The organism is Arthrobacter sp. FW306-07-I, assembly GCF_021800405.1.
In the GTDB taxonomy this organism is placed as follows: domain Bacteria; phylum Actinomycetota; class Actinomycetes; order Actinomycetales; family Micrococcaceae; genus Arthrobacter.
Map to the genome: position 1 here is coordinate 1,692,267 of NZ_CP084550.1, position 21,289 is coordinate 1,713,555.

15 protein-coding genes and 3 rRNA genes are annotated in these 21,289 nt (G+C 63.2%); 17 read left to right on the forward strand and 1 reads right to left on the reverse strand.

Going from position 1 to position 21,289, the window contains the following annotated elements:
* The first annotated feature begins 6 nt into the window (after window positions 1–6).
* From tyrS to LFT46_RS07875, 17 genes are all read left to right on the forward strand, one after another.
* Window positions 7–1,320, forward strand: coding sequence for a tyrosine--tRNA ligase (tyrS, locus tag LFT46_RS07795; protein WP_236801973.1), 1,314 nt, complete (start codon window positions 7–9; stop codon window positions 1,318–1,320).
* Window positions 1,321–1,809: 489 nt separating this feature from the next.
* Window positions 1,810–3,332: ribosomal RNA gene (locus LFT46_RS07800) — 16S ribosomal RNA — on the forward strand.
* Between the two features lie 505 nt (window positions 3,333–3,837).
* Window positions 3,838–6,967 (forward strand): 23S ribosomal RNA (locus tag LFT46_RS07805).
* 172 nt (window positions 6,968–7,139) lie between these two features.
* Window positions 7,140–7,256: ribosomal RNA gene (gene rrf / locus LFT46_RS07810) — 5S ribosomal RNA — on the forward strand.
* The 16S, 23S and 5S rRNA genes sit together here, the layout of an rRNA operon.
* A gap of 659 nt (window positions 7,257–7,915) precedes the next feature.
* Window positions 7,916–8,782 carry a hypothetical protein gene (locus LFT46_RS07815; RefSeq protein ID WP_236821760.1) on the forward strand — a complete coding sequence of 289 codons (867 nt, stop codon included), beginning with the start codon at window positions 7,916–7,918 and terminating at the stop codon, window positions 8,780–8,782.
* Window positions 8,767–9,690, forward strand: coding sequence for a hypothetical protein (locus tag LFT46_RS07820; RefSeq protein ID WP_236802828.1), 924 nt, complete (start codon window positions 8,767–8,769; stop codon window positions 9,688–9,690). Before LFT46_RS07815 ends, LFT46_RS07820 begins: the two co-directional genes overlap by 16 nt.
* A gap of 6 nt (window positions 9,691–9,696) precedes the next feature.
* A complete protein-coding gene (locus LFT46_RS07825; RefSeq protein WP_236801975.1) occupies window positions 9,697–10,686 on the forward strand; it encodes an HAD-IIA family hydrolase in 990 nt (329 codons plus the stop codon).
* Window positions 10,687–10,695: 9 nt separating this feature from the next.
* Window positions 10,696–10,959 (forward strand): hypothetical protein, encoded by a 264-nt coding sequence (locus LFT46_RS07830; protein ID WP_236801976.1) that lies wholly within the window; start codon window positions 10,696–10,698, stop codon window positions 10,957–10,959.
* Window positions 10,959–11,774: a TlyA family RNA methyltransferase gene (locus tag LFT46_RS07835; protein WP_236801977.1), complete on the forward strand. Its 816-nt coding sequence runs from the start codon at window positions 10,959–10,961 to the stop codon at window positions 11,772–11,774. The genes LFT46_RS07830 and LFT46_RS07835 overlap by 1 nt, the downstream gene beginning before the upstream one ends.
* Window positions 11,775–11,787: 13 nt before the next feature.
* Window positions 11,788–12,813 carry an NAD kinase gene (locus LFT46_RS07840; RefSeq protein ID WP_236801978.1) on the forward strand — a complete coding sequence of 342 codons (1,026 nt, stop codon included), beginning with the start codon at window positions 11,788–11,790 and terminating at the stop codon, window positions 12,811–12,813.
* A 4-nt stretch (window positions 12,814–12,817) separates the two neighbouring features.
* A complete protein-coding gene (gene recN, locus LFT46_RS07845; RefSeq protein ID WP_236801979.1) occupies window positions 12,818–14,557 on the forward strand; it encodes a DNA repair protein RecN in 1,740 nt (579 codons plus the stop codon).
* A gap of 38 nt (window positions 14,558–14,595) precedes the next feature.
* Window positions 14,596–16,383 carry a CTP synthase gene (locus LFT46_RS07850; RefSeq protein WP_236802829.1) on the forward strand — a complete coding sequence of 596 codons (1,788 nt, stop codon included), beginning with the start codon at window positions 14,596–14,598 and terminating at the stop codon, window positions 16,381–16,383.
* 25 nt (window positions 16,384–16,408) lie between these two features.
* Window positions 16,409–17,068 carry an NUDIX domain-containing protein gene (locus LFT46_RS07855; RefSeq protein ID WP_236801980.1) on the forward strand — a complete coding sequence of 220 codons (660 nt, stop codon included), beginning with the start codon at window positions 16,409–16,411 and terminating at the stop codon, window positions 17,066–17,068.
* Window positions 17,068–18,090 carry a site-specific tyrosine recombinase XerD gene (xerD, locus tag LFT46_RS07860; protein WP_236801981.1) on the forward strand — a complete coding sequence of 341 codons (1,023 nt, stop codon included), beginning with the start codon at window positions 17,068–17,070 and terminating at the stop codon, window positions 18,088–18,090. The genes LFT46_RS07855 and xerD overlap by 1 nt, the downstream gene beginning before the upstream one ends.
* 122 nt (window positions 18,091–18,212) lie before the next feature.
* Window positions 18,213–18,716 (forward strand): RNA polymerase sigma factor, encoded by a 504-nt coding sequence (locus LFT46_RS07865; RefSeq protein ID WP_236821761.1) that lies wholly within the window; start codon window positions 18,213–18,215, stop codon window positions 18,714–18,716.
* Window positions 18,717–18,718: 2 nt separating this feature from the next.
* Window positions 18,719–19,510, forward strand: a complete 792-nt coding sequence (locus LFT46_RS07870) for a hypothetical protein (protein ID WP_236821762.1) — start codon at window positions 18,719–18,721, stop codon at window positions 19,508–19,510.
* Between the two features lie 35 nt (window positions 19,511–19,545).
* Window positions 19,546–20,028, forward strand: coding sequence for an 8-oxo-dGTP diphosphatase (locus tag LFT46_RS07875; protein ID WP_236821763.1), 483 nt, complete (start codon window positions 19,546–19,548; stop codon window positions 20,026–20,028).
* 85 nt (window positions 20,029–20,113) lie between these two features.
* Here LFT46_RS07875 and LFT46_RS07880 read toward each other — a convergent pair whose 3' ends face one another.
* On the reverse strand, window positions 20,114–21,253 hold the full coding sequence (locus LFT46_RS07880; RefSeq protein ID WP_236801985.1) for a bifunctional 2-methylcitrate synthase/citrate synthase: 1,140 nt from the start codon (window positions 21,251–21,253) through the stop codon (window positions 20,114–20,116).
* Between the last annotated feature and the right edge of the window lie 36 nt (window positions 21,254–21,289).

Consider the following 21,289-nt stretch of genomic DNA (forward strand, 5'->3'; position numbering starts at 1 on the left):
GGAAGCGTGCCTGAACTGAACAACCTCGAACCGCAGCGCAATGACCCCACTTTCGCCAATATTTGGCAGGAACTGAAGTGGCGTGGGCTGGTCCATGTCTCCACTGACGAAGCAGAGCTGGAAAAGCTCCTCGCCAACGGGCCGGTCACCTACTATTGCGGCTTCGACCCCACCGCGCCGAGCCTGCACCTGGGCAACCTGGTCCAGTTGCTGGTCATGCGGCGGCTTCAGTTGGCCGGCCACAAGCCGCTGGGACTGGTGGGCGGTTCCACCGGCATGATCGGTGACCCGCGTCCGACGGCGGAACGCACCTTGAACACCAAGGACACGGTGGCGGAGTGGGTTGGCTACCTCCAGGCCCAGGTGCAGCGCTTCCTCAGCTTCGAGGGAGACAACGCTGCCAGGATGGTGAACAACCTGGATTGGACGGCGCCGCTGAGCGCCATCGACTTCCTGCGTGAAGTGGGAAAGCATTTCCGCGTGGGCACCATGCTGCGCAAGGACGCCGTGGCATCCCGGCTGAACTCCGATGAGGGCATTAGCTACACCGAGTTCAGCTACCAGATCCTGCAGGGCATGGACTACCTGCAGCTCTACCGCGATTACGGCTGCGTCCTGCAGACCGGCGGCTCGGACCAGTGGGGCAACCTCACCAGCGGTACGGAACTGATCCGCAAAGTCGAGGGCAAGAGCGTCCACGCCCTTGGAACCCCGCTTATCACCAACTCCGATGGAACCAAGTTTGGCAAGAGCGAGGGCAACGCCATCTGGCTCGACGCCGGCATGTGCAGCCCGTACGCCTTCTACCAGTTCTGGCTCAACACCGCCGACGCAGATGTGGTGGACCGGCTCAAGGTGTTCACCTTCCTGACGCGCGCCGAAATCGAAGAAATTGCCGTTTCAGTGGCTGAACGTCCATTCGCCCGTGAAGGACAGCGGAAGCTCGCCTTCGAAGTGACCTCACTGGTGCACGGCGTGGAGGCCACCGAAAAGGTGATCAATGCTTCCGCGGCATTGTTCGGAAACGGTGACCTGGCTGCCCTGGACAAGGCAACCCTCCAGGCCGCCACTTCCGAATTGCCCACCACCACCGTGCAGGTGGATGAGATGGGGATTGTGGACCTGCTGGTGGCGTCCGGTCTGTCCGAAAGCAAATCTGCCGCTCGACGAACGGTAGGGGAGGGTGGCGCCTACGTGAACAACGAGAAGGTGTCCGATCCCGAGGCCGTGATCTCGGAGTCTGAACTTCTGCACGGCCAGTACCTGCTCCTGCGCAGGGGTAAGAAGAACCTGGCCACTGTTGAGGTACTGGTTCCCTAGCACCTCTGAGTCCTGCATGCACGCCCTTCGGCAGCCGATTTGCACGGCCGCTGGGGGGCGTGTATTGTTTTCTGAGTCGCCGCCGCTGAGTGGTGACAAACCCCCAACTAATGAGAAGCAATTCTTACCGCGAATACGCGGATCCCGAGAAGCTGCTTCTTATTTTGCTGGGCAGATTCATTTCGCCAAGCTGATTCCGGGAAAATAGCCGGATTTGCAAAAGTGAATATGAATGAAATAAGATAAAAACATCGCAGCGAAGAAATACGGAATAGAAATTCTTTGAATTGTTTCCGGGAATATTCGAATGTGTCTGTTGTTTGAGAACTCAATAGTGTGCCAAGTTTGTTGATACCGATTATGTAATGTGATTGGTTGATTGTGCTGTGCCGCCACCCCGTGGTGTGCATGGTGTTTTTGGCTGGTTTCAAATTTTGTGCAGCCGTGGTCGCCGTTATTTCCGGTGGTTGTGGTTGTGTCTGTTTGTTTTCAACGGAGAGTTTGATCCTGGCTCAGGATGAACGCTGGCGGCGTGCTTAACACATGCAAGTCGAACGATGATGCCAGCTTGCTGGTGGATTAGTGGCGAACGGGTGAGTAACACGTGAGTAACCTGCCCTTGACTCTGGGATAAGCCTGGGAAACTGGGTCTAATACCGGATATGACTGATCATCGCATGGTGGTTGGTGGAAAGCTTTTGTGGTTTTGGATGGACTCGCGGCCTATCAGCTTGTTGGTGGGGTAATGGCCTACCAAGGCGACGACGGGTAGCCGGCCTGAGAGGGTGACCGGCCACACTGGGACTGAGACACGGCCCAGACTCCTACGGGAGGCAGCAGTGGGGAATATTGCACAATGGGCGAAAGCCTGATGCAGCGACGCCGCGTGAGGGATGACGGCCTTCGGGTTGTAAACCTCTTTCAGTAGGGAAGAAGCGTAAGTGACGGTACCTGCAGAAGAAGCGCCGGCTAACTACGTGCCAGCAGCCGCGGTAATACGTAGGGCGCAAGCGTTATCCGGAATTATTGGGCGTAAAGAGCTCGTAGGCGGTTTGTCGCGTCTGCCGTGAAAGTCCGGGGCTCAACTCCGGATCTGCGGTGGGTACGGGCAGACTAGAGTGATGTAGGGGAGACTGGAATTCCTGGTGTAGCGGTGAAATGCGCAGATATCAGGAGGAACACCGATGGCGAAGGCAGGTCTCTGGGCATTAACTGACGCTGAGGAGCGAAAGCATGGGGAGCGAACAGGATTAGATACCCTGGTAGTCCATGCCGTAAACGTTGGGCACTAGGTGTGGGGGACATTCCACGTTTTCCGCGCCGTAGCTAACGCATTAAGTGCCCCGCCTGGGGAGTACGGCCGCAAGGCTAAAACTCAAAGGAATTGACGGGGGCCCGCACAAGCGGCGGAGCATGCGGATTAATTCGATGCAACGCGAAGAACCTTACCAAGGCTTGACATGAACCAGACCGGGCTGGAAACAGTCCTTCCCCTTTGGGGTTGGTTTACAGGTGGTGCATGGTTGTCGTCAGCTCGTGTCGTGAGATGTTGGGTTAAGTCCCGCAACGAGCGCAACCCTCGTTCCATGTTGCCAGCGGGTAGTGCCGGGGACTCATGGGAGACTGCCGGGGTCAACTCGGAGGAAGGTGGGGACGACGTCAAATCATCATGCCCCTTATGTCTTGGGCTTCACGCATGCTACAATGGCCGGTACAAAGGGTTGCGATACTGTGAGGTGGAGCTAATCCCAAAAAGCCGGTCTCAGTTCGGATTGGGGTCTGCAACTCGACCCCATGAAGTCGGAGTCGCTAGTAATCGCAGATCAGCAACGCTGCGGTGAATACGTTCCCGGGCCTTGTACACACCGCCCGTCAAGTCACGAAAGTTGGTAACACCCGAAGCCGGTGGCCTAACCCCTTGTGGGAGGGAGCTGTCGAAGGTGGGACTGGCGATTGGGACTAAGTCGTAACAAGGTAGCCGTACCGGAAGGTGCGGCTGGATCACCTCCTTTCTAAGGAGCACCTACAATGATCCGTCGCCAATGCATGTTGGTGGTGGGTGTGTTGTCAGGAGTAAAGGCCCGTTGCACGGACGACTGTTCCGTGGCGGGTGCTCAAGGGTGGAATATCAACAAATAGCGGCTGTCTGGTCTTGTGGTCTTCTTTAGTACGAACCCTGGTGGTTCTGGAACGGTGGGCCGGGGGTTTTCCGGGTGGTTTAGTGTTTGGCACACTGTTGGGTCCTGAGACAACAGGACCGGGGAGGCTTTCGGGTCTTGCCGGGTTTGTTTGTTTCTGGTTTCCCTGCCATGACGTTTCTGCACGTGTTTGACTCCTTTTTTGGGGGGTTGTGTGTGGGGTGTGTGGTGTGGGGTTGTTGTTTGAGAACTACATAGTGGACGCGAGCATCTTGTATAAGAAGCAATTTCCAAGATTATGAACCTGGATCTGGTTCGTGTGCCTTTGGGTGCGCGGGACAGTTTCTGTGGTTCTCTCGAAAATGTTTTTGATCTTTGTGGTCAAGTTTTTAAGAGCACACGGTGGATGCCTTGGCATTAGGAGCCGAAGAAGGACGTAGGAATCTGCGATAAGCCTGGGGGAGTCGATAACCGGACTGTGATCCCAGGGTGTCCGAATGGGGAAACCCCGCCAGGGGCGTGAGTTGCCTGGTGACCCGCATCTGAACACATAGGGTGCGTGGGGGGAACGCGGGGAAGTGAAACATCTCAGTACCCGCAGGAAGAGAAAACAATAGTGATTCCGTTAGTAGTGGCGAGCGAACGCGGATCAGGCTAAACCGTTCCATGTGTGATAGCCGGCGGGCGTTGCATGGTCGGGGTTGTGGGACTTTCCATACCAGTTCTGCCGGGCTGGTGGGGTGTGATGTGCGCGCATAGGTGAACGGTTTTGAAAGGCCGGCCAGAGAGGGTGTTAGTCCCGTAACCGTAATGTGTTTGTACCGCCTGTGAGAGTATCCCAAGTAGTACGGGGCCCGAGAAATCCCGTGCGAATCTGTCAGGACCACCTGATAAGCCTAAATACTCCCTAATGACCGATAGCGGACCAGTACCGTGAGGGAAAGGTGAAAAGTACCCCGGGAGGGGAGTGAAACAGTACCTGAAACCGTGTGCTTACAATCCGTCGGAGCCAGTCTGATTCTGGTGACGGCGTGCCTTTTGAAGAATGAGCCTGCGAGTTAGTGTTACGTCGCGAGGTTAACCCGTGTGGGGCAGCCGTAGCGAAAGCGAGTCTGAATAGGGCGTGTGAGTGGCGTGATCTAGACCCGAAGCGAAGTGATCTACCCATGGCCAGGTTGAAGCGACGGTAAGACGTCGTGGAGGACCGAACCCACTTCAGTTGAAAATGGAGGGGATGAGCTGTGGGTAGGGGTGAAAGGCCAATCAAACTTCGTGATAGCTGGTTCTCCCCGAAATGCATTTAGGTGCAGCGTTGCGTGTTTCTTGCTGGAGGTAGAGCTACTGGATGGCTAATGGGCCCTACAAGGTTACTGACGTCAGCCAAACTCCGAATGCCGGTAAGTGAGAGCGCAGCAGTGAGACTGTGGGGGATAAGCTTCATAGTCGAGAGGGAAACAGCCCAGACCACCAACTAAGGCCCCTAAGCGTGTGCTAAGTGGGAAAGGATGTGGAGTTGCCCAGACAACCAGGAGGTTGGCTTAGAAGCAGCCACCCTTAAAAGAGTGCGTAATAGCTCACTGGTCAAGTGATTCCGCGCCGACAATGTAGCGGGGCTCAAGTACACCGCCGAAGTTGTGGCATTCACATATTGTCCTAGCCTTCGTGGTTCAGGAGTGTGGATGGGTAGGGGAGCGTCGTGTGGGCGGTGAAGCTGCGGTGTAAACCAGTGGTGGAGCCTACACGAGTGAGAATGCAGGCATGAGTAGCGAAAGACGGGTGAGAAACCCGTCCGCCGAATGATCAAGGGTTCCAGGGTCAAGCTAATCTGCCCTGGGTAAGTCGGGACCTAAGGCGAGGCCGACAGGCGTAGTCGATGGACAACGGGTTGATATTCCCGTACCGGCGAAAAACCGCCCATGCTGAGCGGGGGATACTAACTGCCCGAAACCTGCCCGACCGTCCTTTGGACGGAAGGGTTTTGGTGGAGCGCAGGACCTGATCCCGGGAGGCAAGCGTATTAACAGGTGTGACGCAGGAAGGTAGCCGAGCCGGGCGATGGTTGTCCCGGTCTAAGGATGTAGGGCGAATGGTAGGCAAATCCGCCATTCATATGGCCTGAGATCTGATGGGACCCCCGTATGGGGGGATTTGGTGATCCTATGCTGCCGAGAAAAGCATCGACGCGAGGTTTTAGCCGCCCGTACCCCAAACCGACACAGGTGATCAGGTAGAGAATACCAAGGCGATCGAGAGAATTATGGTTAAGGAACTCGGCAAAATGCCCCCGTAACTTCGGGAGAAGGGGGGCCCCAACCTTGAACACCACATCGCTGGTGGGAGGGGATCGGGGCCGCAGAGACCAGGGGGAAGCGACTGTTTACTAAAAACACAGGTCCGTGCGAAGTCGCAAGACGATGTATACGGACTGACTCCTGCCCGGTGCTGGAAGGTTAAGAGGACCGGTTAGCCGTAAGGCGAAGCTGAGAATTTAAGCCCCAGTAAACGGCGGTGGTAACTATAACCATCCTAAGGTAGCGAAATTCCTTGTCGGGTAAGTTCCGACCTGCACGAATGGAGTAACGACTTCCCCGCTGTCTCAACCATAAACTCGGCGAAATTGCAGTACGAGTAAAGATGCTCGTTACGCGCAGCAGGACGGAAAGACCCCGAGACCTTTACTATAGTTTGGTATTGGTGTTCGGAGTGGCTTGTGTAGGATAGGTGGGAGACGTTGAAGCCCGGACGCCAGTTCGGGTGGAGTCATCGTTGAAATACCACTCTGGTCACTTTGGACATCTAACTTCGGCCCGTAATCCGGGTCAGGGACAGTGCCTGATGGGTAGTTTAACTGGGGCGGTTGCCTCCTAAAAAGTAACGGAGGCGCCCAAAGGTTCCCTCAGCCTGGTTGGCAATCAGGTGTCGAGTGTAAGTGCACAAGGGAGCTTGACTGTGAGAGAGACATCTCGAGCAGGGACGAAAGTCGGGACTAGTGATCCGGCGGTACATTGTGGAATGGCCGTCGCTCAACGGATAAAAGGTACCTCGGGGATAACAGGCTGATCTTGCCCAAGAGTCCATATCGACGGCATGGTTTGGCACCTCGATGTCGGCTCGTCGCATCCTGGGGCTGGAGTAGGTCCCAAGGGTTGGGCTGTTCGCCCATTAAAGCGGTACGCGAGCTGGGTTTAGAACGTCGTGAGACAGTTCGGTCCCTATCCGCTGCGCGCGCAGGAAATTTGAGAAGGGCTGTCCTTAGTACGAGAGGACCGGGACGGACGAACCTCTGGTGTGTCAGTTGTACTGCCAAGTGCACCGCTGATTAGCTACGTTCGGATGGGATAACCGCTGAAAGCATCTAAGCGGGAAGCTCGCTTCAAGATGAGATTTCCATACACCCTCGGGTGTGAGAGGCCCCCAGCCAGACCACTGGGTTGATAGGCCGGATGTGGAAGCGAGGACTAACGACTCGTGAAGCTGACCGGTACTAATAGGCCAACAACTTACACCACACAGAAACATACAAAACTCTGCTTGCGTCCACTATGTGGTTCCCAACCAACAACCCCAAAACACCGGGGTCGATGGCACGGAACCAACAACTGAATACAACAACACCACCAATGTTGTAACCACAAAGTCTTCCCACCCCCGGCATTACCTAAGGGGTTCGGGTGAAAAGGTTACGGCGGTCATAGCGTGGGGGAAACGCCCGGTCCCATTCCGAACCCGGAAGCTAAGACCCACAGCGCCGATGGTACTGCACCCGGGAGGGTGTGGGAGAGTAGGTCACCGCCGGAACAACTATTAGAGTAGGGCCCTGACAACGAAACGTCAGGGCCCTATCACTTTAACCACCACAGCCGCCAGGCCCCAGGCTCCCAGAAACCCCAGCCCACCTCCGGCGGGTGAACCATCAACCCCCGCTCACCTTTGACGGGTAAGCGATCAACCCACGCTGACCTTTGACGGGTAAGCGATCAACCCCCGCTCACCTCAGGCCATGCCCCGTGAGCGGAGGCCGGGGGAAAACCTGCCAGATGTGAGCGGGCGTCGGGGGAGAACCCGCCACACGTGAGCGGGCGTTGTTGGGGAGAACCACAGTCCCTGGTTGGTGTGAAGATGGCCACGATACCGCCGCCAGGGCTCCCATCGTCCCAGGGGATTTTGCGGCTCCACTAGAATTGATGAAGATGTACGGACTTCGAAGCGCTTGATTTCGGGTTGCGTAGGAAACGAAACGAGCGGCTGCAGTTGCGCCAGTGGTCGGCTCACAACAGGAGGAATCCATATGGCCGAGCACAACGGTGGCAACCGCGGCAACGACCGCGGCGCGTTCCGCGGCAACAACAACTCCGGCGGTGAGCCCCGCGGCTTTAGGTCGCGGTCTGACCGGGACGGCAACAATTTCTCCCGCGGTGGAGCTACCGGAGGCGGGGAGCGTAAATCCTACGAGGATCGTGACCGGAAGCCCTTTGGTGATCGTCCGCGTCGTGATGGTGAGGGTGACCGTCGTGGTTTCGGTGGCGGCAGTGATCGTGATCGGAAGCCCTTTGGTGATCGTCCGCGTCCTGATGGTGAGGGTGACCGTCGTGGTTTCGGTGGCGGCGGTGATCGTGATCGGAAGCCCTTTGGTGATCGTCCGCGTCGTGATGGTGAGGGTGACCGTCGTGGTTTCGGTGGCGGCGGTGATCGTGATCGGAAGCCCTTTGGTGATCGTCCGCGTCGTGATGGTGAGGGTGACCGTCGTGGTTTCGGTGGCGGCGGTGACCGTGATCGGAAGCCTTATGGTGATCGTCCGCGTCGTGATGGTGAGGGTGACCGTCGTGGTTTCGGTGGCGGCGCTGATCGTGACCGTAAGCCTTATGGTGATCGTCCGCGTCGTGATGGTGAGGGTGACCGTCGTGGTTTCGGTGGCGGCGCTGATCGTGACCGTAAGCCTTATGGTGATCGTCCGCGCCGTGATGGTGAGGGTGAGCGCCGTGGGTTCGGTGGCGACAACCGCAAACCGTTTGGCGACCGGCAGGAACGTGCGCCCCGCAGCTTTGACCGCCGAGACTCACGTGCCGAGTCCGGCCGCGGCGCAGGCCCCCGTGATTCCGGCCCCCGCAGCTTCGGCCGCGACCGCCAGGAGGAACGCCCCGCGCGCGTGCCCAACGCCGCGGACCTTCGCAGCGCCAACCGCCCTGACCGGGAACGCTCACCCGAAATCGACGAGGACGTCACGGGCAAGGAGCTCGACCGCGCCACGCAGCACCAGATCAAGACGCTCGAGTCCAAGAGCGCGGAATGGGTGGCCCGCCACCTGGTCATGGCCGGACGCCTGATTGATGACGAGCCCGAGCTGGCCTTCCAGCACGCCCTTGCCGCCAGCCGTCGCGGCGGACGGCTGGCGGCCGTGCGTGAAGCCGTAGGACTGACTGCTTACGCTGCCGGCCACTACGGTGAAGCGCTCCGCGAGTTCCGCACCTTCCGGCGCATCAGCGGCTCCAACGTGCATCTGCCCGTGATGGCCGACTGTGAACGTGGCCTGGGCCGGCCCGACCGCGCCCTGGACGTTGCCCGCTCGGAGGAAGCCCAGGATCTGGATGCTCCCGGCAAGGTTGAACTGGCCATTGTTGCCGCCGGCGCCCGGACCGACCTGGGACAGCTGGACGCGGCAGTGGCGGAGCTCGAGATCCCGCAGCTGGATATCAACCGTGCATTCTCCTACAGCCCGCGTCTGTTCCGTGCCTACGCCGACGCACTTGCTGCGGTAGGTCGCGACGACGAGTCGCAGAAGTGGGGCCGGCAGGCTGTAGTGGCGGAAAATGCCCTGGGCCAGGGTGCGGATGAGGAACCTGACATCATCGACCTCGGCTGGGACGAGGAAGAAGAGGCCCGGGAAGAGGCTGAACGCCGCCGGATGCTGGACCGTGCTTCCAAGGCTTCCGGAGCTGAAAGCGGCGGCGATACCGGCACCGATACAACGGCAGCCGACCACGAGGTCACAGCTACGGAGAGCCCACGCGCCACCGAAGCGAAGGCTGTCCAGGACGGCGGCATCGATGACCAGGAGGCCGACTACTTCGTCTCTGACGACGCCGAATCGGACCAGGACTCGGTGGAACACGACGAGCTTGACCCCGAAGCTGCGCACGAGCCCGGCAACGGGGACCAGGTGGAAGACCAGGACGCCGCGGAACACCACCACGACGGCGCGGACACCTTTGCGAATGAAGAACGGCGGGACTGACCACCCATGACTGACGTTTCCCTGGTTTCCCGCTTCGATGCCCTGCTGGCCGACCTGGATGGCGTGGTGTATGCGGGACCGCATGCAATCCCCGGGGCAGTGGAATCGCTGAAGAAGCTCTCCGGGCTGGGCATCGGTTTGGGCTACGTGACGAACAACGCCTCCCGTTCGCCTGCGGAGGTTGCAGCCCACCTGCGCGAGCTGGGTGCGCCCGCCGAGGACAACCAGGTGGTCAGTTCCTCGCAGGCGGCGGCGGACCTGCTGGCGTCGCTGCTGGCTCCGGGGTCACGGATCCTCATCACTGGCAGTCCGGCGCTGGCCCGGGAAATCGAGCTGGCCGGTCTGGTGCCAGTGGGCAGCCAGGACGAGGAACCGGTGGCGGTGGTGCAGGGCTTCAGCCCCGGCATTGGGTGGAAGGAGCTGGCGGAAGCCACCTATGTGGTGAACGCCGGCGCCCTCTGGGTGGCGACCAACACGGACATGACGATTCCACAGGCTCGGGGGATCGCCCCGGGGAACGGCACCCTGGTTGCTGCTGTCGCCGCGGCTACTGCGCAGCAGCCTAGGGTCGCAGGTAAGCCGGAGGCGCCTTTGTTCCACTCCGCTGCCAAACGTCTTGGGGCCGAGCGTCCGCTGGTGGTGGGGGACCGGCTGGACACGGACATCCTGGGCGGCAACAACGCCGGCTTCGCCACCGTGGCGGTGCTGACCGGCGTCGACACCCGCGAAACAATCCTTGCGGCGCGTTCCGCGGAACGACCCAACTACATCATCGGGAACCTGACGGACCTGCACCGCCCGTACCCGGACGTGACGCACGACGACGGCACCTACGTGTGCGGCGAAGCGACGGCACGCGTGGCCAACGGAGCGGTGGGCATCATCGGCAGCCAGGACAACCTGGACTCCTGGCGGGCGGCCTGCGCTGCCTGGTGGGCGGAGATGCCAGAGGCTGCAACCCCGCAGGCGCCCAAGCTGGTGTGGCTCAATCACTAGACTGGTTCCATGACTGAGCTGACCGAACCGGACGACTCGACAGCCCAGCCTGCCCCGGAGTGGCCGCAACCCGTCGCCCGGGAGAATGGGCAGCACATCAGCGATCCGCAGGTGGCACGGGCCGTGGCAAGGCTTTCCGGGATCCCAGGCCTCCCTGCGGCTGACCATGAAGCTGTCTACAACGGGCTCCACGACGAACTGCTGGCAGCCCTGAACAGCGATTCCATCGACCAGGTCAGGGCGGCAACCGGCCGCGCCGGCGGGGCAGCCTGATGCCGGTCCGCCTCGACCAGGCCCTGGTGGCCCGCGGCCTGGCGAGGTCGCGCACGCATGCAGCGTCGCTCATCGCCGGGGGCAAAGTCACCTCGGGCGGCCACGTCCTCGCCAAAGCCTCCCTGCAAGTTGACGAAAGCCGGGACCTCGCCGTCGAACTCGATGACCAGGACACCTACGCCAGCCGCGCCGCCCACAAGCTGGCCGGCGCCCTGGACGCCTTCCCCGAGGTGTTGCCGCAGGGCAAAAGGTGCCTCGACGCGGGTGCCTCGACCGGAGGTTTCACCGACGTCCTGCTTCGGCGCGGCGCCGCGCACGTGGTGGCGGTCGACGTCGGGCACGGCCAGTTGGTGCCACACCTCCGCAACGATCCCCGCGTGGACGTCCACGAGGGGATGAACGTCAGGTACATGGCCCCGGCCGACATTGGCGGCCCCGCCGCCCTGACCGTGGCGGACCTGTCCTTCATCTCCCTCACCCTGGTGGTGCAGCCGCTGGCGGACTGCACCGAACCGGGCGGTGACCTGGTGCTGATGGTCAAGCCGCAGTTCGAGATCGGCAAGGACCGGCTGGCCCGCACCGGGGTGGTCACCTCGGAGCGTGAGCGGCGGATGGCGGTCGAAAAGGTTGCCAAGGCAGCGCTCGACGCAAGGCTGGACCTCTGCGGCCTGGCGCCCAGTCCGTTGCCCGGACAGGACGGAAACGTCGAATACTTCCTGTGGATAAAACGCAGGATCAGCAAAGACTTGCCTAAGATCGAAGAGCGAGAGGCAGCAGCCGCTGCGTTGCTCGGACAAATCTGGCCGAACCACTAGAGAGCGGAACCTGATGAGCAGGCGTGTACTGGTCCTTGCCCACACCGGCCGCGAGGAGTCACTGAAAGCCGCCTGGGAAGCCTGCGCCCTGCTGCACGCCTCGGGCATGGTCCCCGTGATGCAGGAGTCCGAGCTGGGGGACATGGAGCGGTTCTTCGGGCACCTGGCCCAGCCGGTGGAAGTGCTCCACGACCACGTGCAGCTGCCCGATGTTGAACTAGTCATGGTCCTCGGCGGCGACGGGACCATCCTGCGGGCCGCCGAACTGGTCCGCGAGGTGGATGTCCCGCTGCTGGGCGTTAACCTGGGCCACGTGGGGTTCCTGGCCGAAAGTGAACGGGCGGACCTGGCCCAAACCGTCGAGTGGATCGCCAGCCGCGAGTACACGGTGGAAGAGCGCATGACCATCGACGTTCAGGTCTGGGTCCGTGGCCAAAAGATTTGGCACACCTGGGCTTTAAACGAGGCCGCCATCGAGAAAGCCAACCGTGAACGGATGCTGGAAGTGGTGACCGAGGTGGACGAACGTCCGCTGACGTCCTTTGGCTCCGACGGCATTGTCCTGGCCACTCCCACCGGATCCACGGCGTACGCGTTCTCCGCCGGCGGACCCGTCGTGTGGCCGGAAGTGGAGGCGCTGGTGATCGTGCCCATCAGTGCCCATGCGCTCTTCGCCAAGCCGCTCGTCGTATCGCCCCGGTCCAGGCTGGCGGTTGAGGTGCTGGGCCGGACCGACGCCCAGGGGGTCCTGTGGTGCGACGGGCGGCGCTCGGTGGACCTGCCGCCCGGCGCCCGCGTGGAAGTGACCAAGTCAGCCACCCCGGTCCGGCTGGCCCGCACCCACCAGACCCCGTTCTCGGCACGCCTGGTCCGCAAGTTCGAGCTGCCCATCCACGGCTGGCGCGGGCCACTGCCCAAGTCCGACGCCGTACACACCGGCCCCATCCCCGTGGTGCGCACGCCCCGGCCCATGCCGCCGCTGCCCGTACCGCACGTTGAGAACCCGGACAGCGATCCCGATCCGTCGACTGCAAAGTGAATCCATGCTTGAAGAACTGAGAATCCGCGATCTGGGCGTCATCACCGACGCAACGCTTCCGCTCGGCCCGGGACTGAGCGTGGTGACCGGTGAAACCGGCGCCGGAAAGACCATGGTGGTCACCGCCGTCGGACTGCTGCTGGGCGCCCGCTCGGACGCAGGGGCCGTCCGCAGCGGTGCGAAGAGCGCCACCGCCGAAGCCGTGCTCAAGCTTGAGACCGGACATCCCGCCGTCGCCCGTGCCCTCGAAGCCGGCGCCGACGCTGAGGAGTTCGACGGAGGCACTGAACTGATCCTGGCCCGCCGGCTGGGTGCGGACGGACGGAGCCGCGCGTTCCTTGGCGGCCGCGCCGCACCCGTGGGCGTCCTGGCCGAGATCGGCGAATCGTTGGTGGTGGTGCACGGCCAGACGGACCAGATCCGGCTCAAGGGCGCCACGGCCCAGCGCGAAGCCCTGGACAAGTTCGCCGGCGAGGCACTGGCCAAACCCCTGGTCGCCTACCAGGACCTGTACAGCCGGTGGAAGGCCAGCCAGGCGGAACTGCATGCCCTGCGCAGCGCCGCCCGTGACAGGCTCCGCGAAGCTGAATCCCTGGAGGCGGCCCTGGCGGAGATCGATGAGGTGGACCCACAGCCGGGGGAGGACGAGCTGCTCAAGGCCGAGGCCGTGAAGCTTGCCAATGTTGAGGAACTGCGAATTGCCGCCAGCACAGCGCACCAAGCCCTCATTGCCGAGGACTTCGGCGAAGCGGGTGACGCCACCACCCTGGTGGACTCGGCCAAACGGACCCTTGAACACGTGGCCGAGCACGACGCCGAGCTGGGATCTGCGGCCGCGCGCCTGGCCGAGGTGGGCTTTCTGCTCAACGACATCGCCACCGAGCTGGCCAGCTACCAGGCGGGCCTGGACTCCGAGGGCCCGGAACGGCTCGCCGAGATCGAAGACCGGCGCGCCGCCCTGGCCAAGCTGGTCCGCAAATACGCCCCCACCATCGATGAGGTGCTGGAGTGGGCGGAGAAGGCACGCGTCCGGTTCGACGAGCTGCAGGACGATTCCTCCCGCATCGAGGCCCTGGACGGGGAAGTGGTCCGCGCCGAAGCGGACCTGAAGAAGCAGTCGGCGGCCATCAGCAAGATCCGGGCCAAGGCCGCCAAGGACCTCTCCGCCCGGGTCAGCGCCGAATTGAAGGCCCTGGCCATGGCCGACGCCACCCTGGTGATCAACCTCGACCCCGCCGCGCAGCTGGGCCCTTACGGCGCGGACGAGATCAGCTTCCTGCTGCAGCCGCACTCGGGCGCCCCGGCCCGGCCGCTGGGCAAGGGTGCCTCCGGTGGTGAGCTCTCCCGCGTGATGCTGGCCATCGAAGTGGTGCTGGCCGCCGTCGATCCCGTCCCCACATTTGTCTTCGACGAAGTGGACGCGGGCGTGGGTGGGCGCGCCGCCGTCGAGATCGGCCGGCGGCTGGCCATGTTGGCACGCCACGTGCAGGTGCTGGTGGTCACGCACCTTCCGCAGGTGGCCGCCTTCGCGGACCAGCACATCACCGTGACCAAGACATCGGTCAGGGGAGCCGACGGCGGCACCGCCACCGGGTTCACCTCCAGTGACGTCCGGCTGCTTGACGGACCGGAGCGGGTGCGTGAGCTTGCGCGCATGCTGGCGGGCCAGGAGGACTCGGAATCGGCGCAGGCGCACGCCCAGGAACTGCTGGACGACGCCAAACTCCTGCCGCAGCGGGCCTGAGCGGGACGGCTCTGGCCACCCACGGGAAGGCGCAAATGATGATAGGCTCGAATTCCGTGGTGCAGCGATCAAATTCCCGTGTAAATTCCCGGTTCCCGGGCTCCTCCAAGACGACCAAGCATATTTTCGTCACTGGCGGTGTGGCGTCCTCGCTCGGTAAGGGACTGACGGCCTCCAGCCTTGGTCATCTACTGCGGGCACGCGGCCTGTCGGTCACGATGCAGAAGCTCGATCCCTATCTGAACGTGGATCCGGGCACGATGAACCCCTTCCAGCACGGTGAGGTCTTCGTCACGGACGACGGCGCCGAGACGGACCTGGACATCGGGCACTACGAACGCTTCCTCGACGAGAACCTCGAAGGTTCTGCGAACGTGACCACGGGGCAGGTGTACTCCACCGTTATCGCCAAGGAACGCCGGGGCGAATACCTCGGGGACACCGTTCAGGTCATCCCGCACATCACCGATGAGATCAAGCGCCGCATGCGGCTGCCCGCCGAGGGCAAGAACGCCCCGGACGTGATCATCACCGAAATCGGCGGCACCGTTGGCGATATCGAGTCCCAGCCCTTCCTGGAATCGGCCCGCCAGGTCCGCCAGGACATCGGCCGGAACAACGTGTTCTTCCTCCACGTCTCCTTGGTGCCCTACATCGGGCCTTCCCAGGAACTGAAGACCAAGCCCACGCAGCACTCCGTGGCCGCGTTGCGCTCCATCGGCATCCAGCCCGAGGCCATCGTGATCCGGTCGGACCGCGAAGTGCCTGAGGCCATGCGGGAAAAGATCGGCCGCATGTGCGACGTCGACATCGACGCCGTGGTGAACGCCGCCGATGCCCCCAGCATCTACGACATCCCCAAGACCCTGCACGGCCAGGGACTGGACTCCTACATCGTCCGCGCCCTGGACCTGCCGTTCAAGGACGTCGACTGGACCAGCTGGGACCGCCTCCTCGAGGCCGTGCACAACCCCAAGCACCACGTCGAGATCGCCCTGGTGGGCAAGTACATCGACCTGCCGGACGCCTACCTTTCGGTCACCGAGGCGCTGCGGGCCGGCGGCTTCGCCAACGAGGCCAAGGTCAAGATCCGCTGGGTCCCGTCGGATGAGTGCGAGACCCGCGAAGGGGCCATAAAGGCCCTCGACGGCGTGGACGCCATCTGCGTTCCGGGCGGTTTCGGCATCCGCGGCCTCGAAGGCAAGCTGGGCGCGCTGAAGTTCGCCCGCGAAACCAAGCTGCCGGTCCTGGGCCTCTGCCTTGGCCTGCAGTGCATGGTGATCGAGTACGCCCGCAATGTGGTGGGGCTGGAAGGCGCCTCCTCCAGCGAGTTCGAGCCGGATTCAAAGTACCCCGTCATCGCCACCATGGAGGAGCAGCTGGAGTATGTCGAGGGCCGCGGCGACCTTGGCGGCACCATGCGCCTGGGCCTCTATGAAGCCAAGCTCGACGAAGGCTCCGTCATCGCCGGAACGTACGGCAAGACCACCGTCAGCGAACGCCACCGGCACCGCTACGAGGTGAACAACAAGTACCGCCAGCAGATCGCGGATAAGGGCCTGGTCTTCTCCGGCACTTCCCCGGACGGCAAACTGGTGGAATTCGTCGAGTTGCCCGCCGACGTCCACCCGTACTACGTGGCCACGCAGGCGCACCCCGAGCTGAGCTCGCGGCCCACGCGCCCGCACCCGCTGTTCGCCGGCCTGGTCAAGGCTGCCCTTGACCACCAGAACGCCAACCACCAGGGTGCAGGCCAGGCCGCAGCCGACACGGCGGCGGCCACGGACGGCGAGCCTGCAGCATCGGGTAGCGTTACCGCTAAGTAGTCAAAAGAACACAAAGGACGGCGCGATGCCTGGTACACCTGAAGCCACCCCTGCCAAACAGGTTTCGGATGCACCAAGCCCGCGCCGTCTTTTGTCGTCCGAGAAGGTCTATGAGGGCCGGATCTGGGACGTCGTCAGCGACACCTTCCAGCTCTCCGAGTCCGGGGACGCCCTCACCCGCGACTACATCGAACACCCCGGGGCGGTCGCGATCCTGCCCATGAACGACGAAGGCCAGATCCTCCTCCTGAAGCAGTACCGGCACCCGGTGGGCATGGATCTCTGGGAAGTCCCCGCCGGCCTGCTGGACGTCGAAGGCGAAGACTTCGTGGTGGGGGCGGCACGCGAACTTGCCGAAGAAGCGGACCTGGCGGCCGGGACCTGGAACGTCCTGGCCGACGTCTTCAACTCCCCGGGATCCTCCAGCGAAGCCATCCGCATCTACCTGGCCCGGGACCTCACCGAGGTGCCGCACCACGAACGGCACGAGCGGACGGACGAGGAAGCGGAAATCGAATTCCACTGGATCAGCCTGGACGACGCCGTGGCCTCCGTACTGGCCGGCCGCCTCCACAACCCGTCCGCCGTCGTCGGGATCCTTGCCGCCGCTGCCGCCCGGGCCGGCAACTACCAGGACCTCCGCCCCGCTGACGCCCCCTGGCCCGCCCACCCCAGCCAGCGCTGATGGTCCCGGGTCCCTCGGCTGAAGCAGTACCGTCCCTCGAACCGGCTCCGGATGCAAAAGCTCCCGGTGCTGCCCCGACGGAAATCCCGGCCGCCATCGACCGGGGAATCACGGATTACCTCCAGCACATGGGCGTGGAACGGGGGCTGGCGGCGAACACGCTGGCGGCCTACCGCCGCGACCTGGCCCGGTACGCCCGCTACCTCGCAACCTCGGGCTGCACCCGGCCGGAAGACATCACCCGACACCATGTCACCGGCTACGTCCGCGCCCTCGCCGACGGATCCGACGGCGGGTCCACCCTTGGCGTGCGCTCGGCAGCCCGCACGGTGGTGGCTGTCCGGGGGCTGCACAAGTTCTGGGCCCTGGAGGGCTACACGCCCGCGGACCCGGCCAGCGAAGTCCACCCGCCGATGGCCGGCAAGCGGCTGCCCAAAGCCATCAGCGTCGACGAGGTGACCCGCATCCTCGAGGCCGCGGGAACGGACACCGCAACGGGACTGCGGGACCGGGCCCTCCTGGAATTCCTATACTCCACCGGCGCCAGGATCAGCGAAGCTGTAGGACTGGACGTGGACGATATCTCCCTGGCCGAGCCCGGATCCGGGCCGGCTGTTGTCCGCCTGTTCGGCAAGGGATCGAAGGAACGGCTGGTGCCGCTGGGATCCTACGGCGCCCGGGCACTGGATGCCTACCTGGTCCGTGGCCGGCCCCTGCTCGCAGCGAAGGGAAAGGGCACCCCGGCACTGTTCCTGAATGCCCGCGGCGGCAGGATCAGCCGGCAAAGCGCCTGGACCATCCTGAAGGCGGCGGCGGAGAAAGCCAACATCACCCGGGATGTCTCGCCGCACACCCTGAGGCACTCGTTCGCCACCCACCTGCTCGAAGGCGGCGCGGACGTGCGAGTGGTGCAGGAACTGCTGGGCCACGCCTCCGTGACCACCACCCAGGTGTATACGCTGGTCACGGCCGACACCCTGCGCGAGGTCTATGCCGCGGCGCATCCGCGGGCGTTGGGCTGAACAGGGTCCTGAGGCGAGCCTTGGATTGATTCCCACGATAATTATCCCGCTGCTGTAAGAATCAGCGCCGCCCGCGACACTTAGTCTTCAGGAAGAAGTCATGACGTGTCCGGGGGGAAACTATGTTGGCAGCGGACGAGCAGGCATTCATCGATCTGCATTCCCGGCATTCGGGTCGGGTCTACCGGTACATCGCCTGCCGCATCAGTGACACGGGCCGGGCCGAGGAGTTGGCGGCCGATGTGTTCCGGATCGCCTGGCAGAAGCAACTTCCGGAGCCACCCGGCATCGGCTGGCTCCTCGCCACGGCCCGCCACGTGGTCGGCAACGAATACAAGGGCCGTCGCCGCCGCCAGGAACTTCTTGATCGGTTGCAGGACGAGGCACGCAGCAATCACCCGCAGGAGAATACCGGGGAACAGGCGGCGGTGGCGGAGGTACTCGGCCGCCTCCGGGAACGGGACCGGGAGATCCTCATGCTCTGTTACTGGGATGACCTGACCATCCCCGAACTTGGCCAAGCCCTTGAATGTTCCGCCTCAACCGCCGCCGTACGGCTTCACCGTGCACGCCGGGCATTCGCCAAAGCAGCACCAGCTCAGCTCATGACCGAACGGAAGGACTAGCCATGGATCGGATCGAGCAGTTGATGAAGGCAGCCAAGCCCCGGCCCACGGCACCGAATGGGGTGGCCGGAGGCGACGCGGCCCAGGGGTTGGGACCCATCGGGGACATGGAAGTCATCCACCTGGCCGCGCGGGCACCGGAACGCGGCACCCCGCGCGGACGGTCAGCCGTCCGCACGGCTGCTGCCACCGTGCTCGCGGCTGCAGCTGTGGCCGGCGCGGTGTACCTGGGTGGAACTATGGCACAAAGGCCCATGCCCGGCCCCGCCGGGGTTCCCTCGGAGCCGTCCGGAAGCGCTGCAGCACCCACCCAGTCGGCCACGCCGCCGGCCAGTGAACAAGCCCATGCCACCGCGCCACCCTCCACCGCCCAACCGGGAAACCCTGCGGCTGGCGGCTTGAGCACCGGCGGCGTGCCCTGCACGCCGGCGAACATCGACCAGCTGCGCAATGACCAACAGCGCTCGATCCTGCCGATCCCGGCGGCGGAGCAGCGCTATTACACCGTGCTCGGCTGCGCGGGCGGTTGGCTCTCCTACACGATCTCCGATGAGGGGGCGCGGGCCCTGCAGCTCGACGGCGGCAACGCCTGGTTCCGGATCGCCAAACTACAGAACGACCGCTTCCTCTGGGACGTCCGCCAACCCTGGGCCACCGTTTTAAATTGGGACTTCCAAGCGCTGAACAACCAAGGCCTCACGCCCCAAGAAGCGATGGACCGTGACTTTGCCGCCAAAGGCCTGCCGGTGGAGCTCCGGCCGCAACTGGTTGGTCAAGGCCCGGCGGCCCGATAGCGTCAGGGCCTCCCGGCATCTATAGGGTTGTGCACATGAACTTCTCCCAGGTCACACTCTGTTTCCTCCTGCGGGAAGGCCCGGCCGGGGCTGAAGTCCTGCTCGGGCTGAAGCAGACAGGCTTCGGCAAGGGCAAGATCGTGGGCATCGGCGGCCACGTGGAACCGGGGGAGACCGACGCCCAGGCGGTGATCCGTGAGGTACTCGAAGAAACTGCTGTAGTGCTCCGCCACGAGGATCTCGCCGACGCCGGAACCGTCCGCTTTGTCTTTCCGGCGCGGCCGGAATGGAACATGGCCACCCGGCTCTTCACGGCGCGCACCTGGCAGGGGGAGCCGGCCCCCAGTGACGAGATCCTGCCTGAATGGTTCAGCGTGGCCGCCCTGCCCGTGGAGCGCATGTGGCAGGACGCCGACCATTGGCTGCCCGTGGTGCTGGAAGGCGGCCGGGTCAACGTGGTGGTCACCATGCACACCGACAACGAGTCGGTTGCCTCGTCCGAAAGCCGCCTGGAGTAAGTCCGGCAGCGTCCCCGCCGTTTAACGTTCGACGGCGGGTGGCCACCTAACTGCCCGCCCGCCGTCGTAACCTTCCTGCCAAGAGCTACGGAAGGTGCCGTTCCTCCACGCCGTTGTATTCGCTCAGCGGCCTGATCAGCGAGTTGGCGTCCAGCTGCTCCATGATGTGCGCGGTCCAGCCCGTGATCCGGCTGGCCACGAACAGGGGAGTGAACGTGGGGGTGTCGAAGCCCATCAGGTGGTACGTGGGTCCCGCCGGGTAGTCGAGGTTCGGCTTGATGGCCTTGGCCTCGTCCATCGCCGTTTCCAGCCCGTTGTACAGGCCCAGCAGTTCGGGGCGGCCGTAGTGGGCAATCATCTTGTCCAGGGCCGCCTTCATGGTGGGAACCCGGGAATCGCCGTGCTTGTAGACGCGGTGGCCGAAGCCCATGACCTTCTTCTTCTTCGCCAGGGCGTCTTCCATCCAGGCCTTCGCCCGGGCCGCAGCCTCCTCGAGCGACTCCTCCTGCCGGATGCCGATCTCATCAAAGGTGTGCATCACGGCCTCGTTGGCACCGCCATGCAGGGGACCCTTCAGGGCCCCGATCGCTCCAGTCACTGCCGAGTGCAGGTCGGAGAGCGTTGAGGTGATGACCCGGGCCGTGAAGGTGGATGCGTTGAAGGAGTGCTCGGCGTACAGGATCATCGAGACGTTGAAGGCCTCCACCACTTCGGGGACCTGTTCCTCGCCGAAGGCCATCCACAAGAAGTTCGCGGAGTAGCCCAGGTCATCCCTGGGTTCCACGACGTCCTGGCCGTGGCGGCGGCGCTGGTCGTAGGCCACCACCGCAGGCATGGCCGCGAACAGGTCTACGGCCTTTGCCATGTTGGCTTCCCGGGAGGAGTCCTCGGCCAGCGGATGCCGGGCGCCCATGACCGATGCTGCCGTCCGGCAGACATCCATCGGGTGGGAGCTGGTGGGCAAAGCATCAATGACCTGCTTGACCACCGGGTCCAGGGCGCGGCCCTCGCGTTCCTTCGCCGTGAATTCCGCCAGCTGCTCCTGGGTGGGCAGTTCGCCGTTCCAGAGCAGGTAGGCCACTTCCTCGAAGCTGCAGCGGGCGGCCAGCTCCTGGACGGGATAACCCCGGTACAGCAGGGAGTTGGTGTCCGGGTTGACCTTGGAGACTGCGGTGTAGTCCACCACGACGCCGGCAAGGCCCTTTTTGATCTCATTTTCAGCCATGCTGAAACTCCTTTGTTCCTAAAGCCTGTTTTCCTG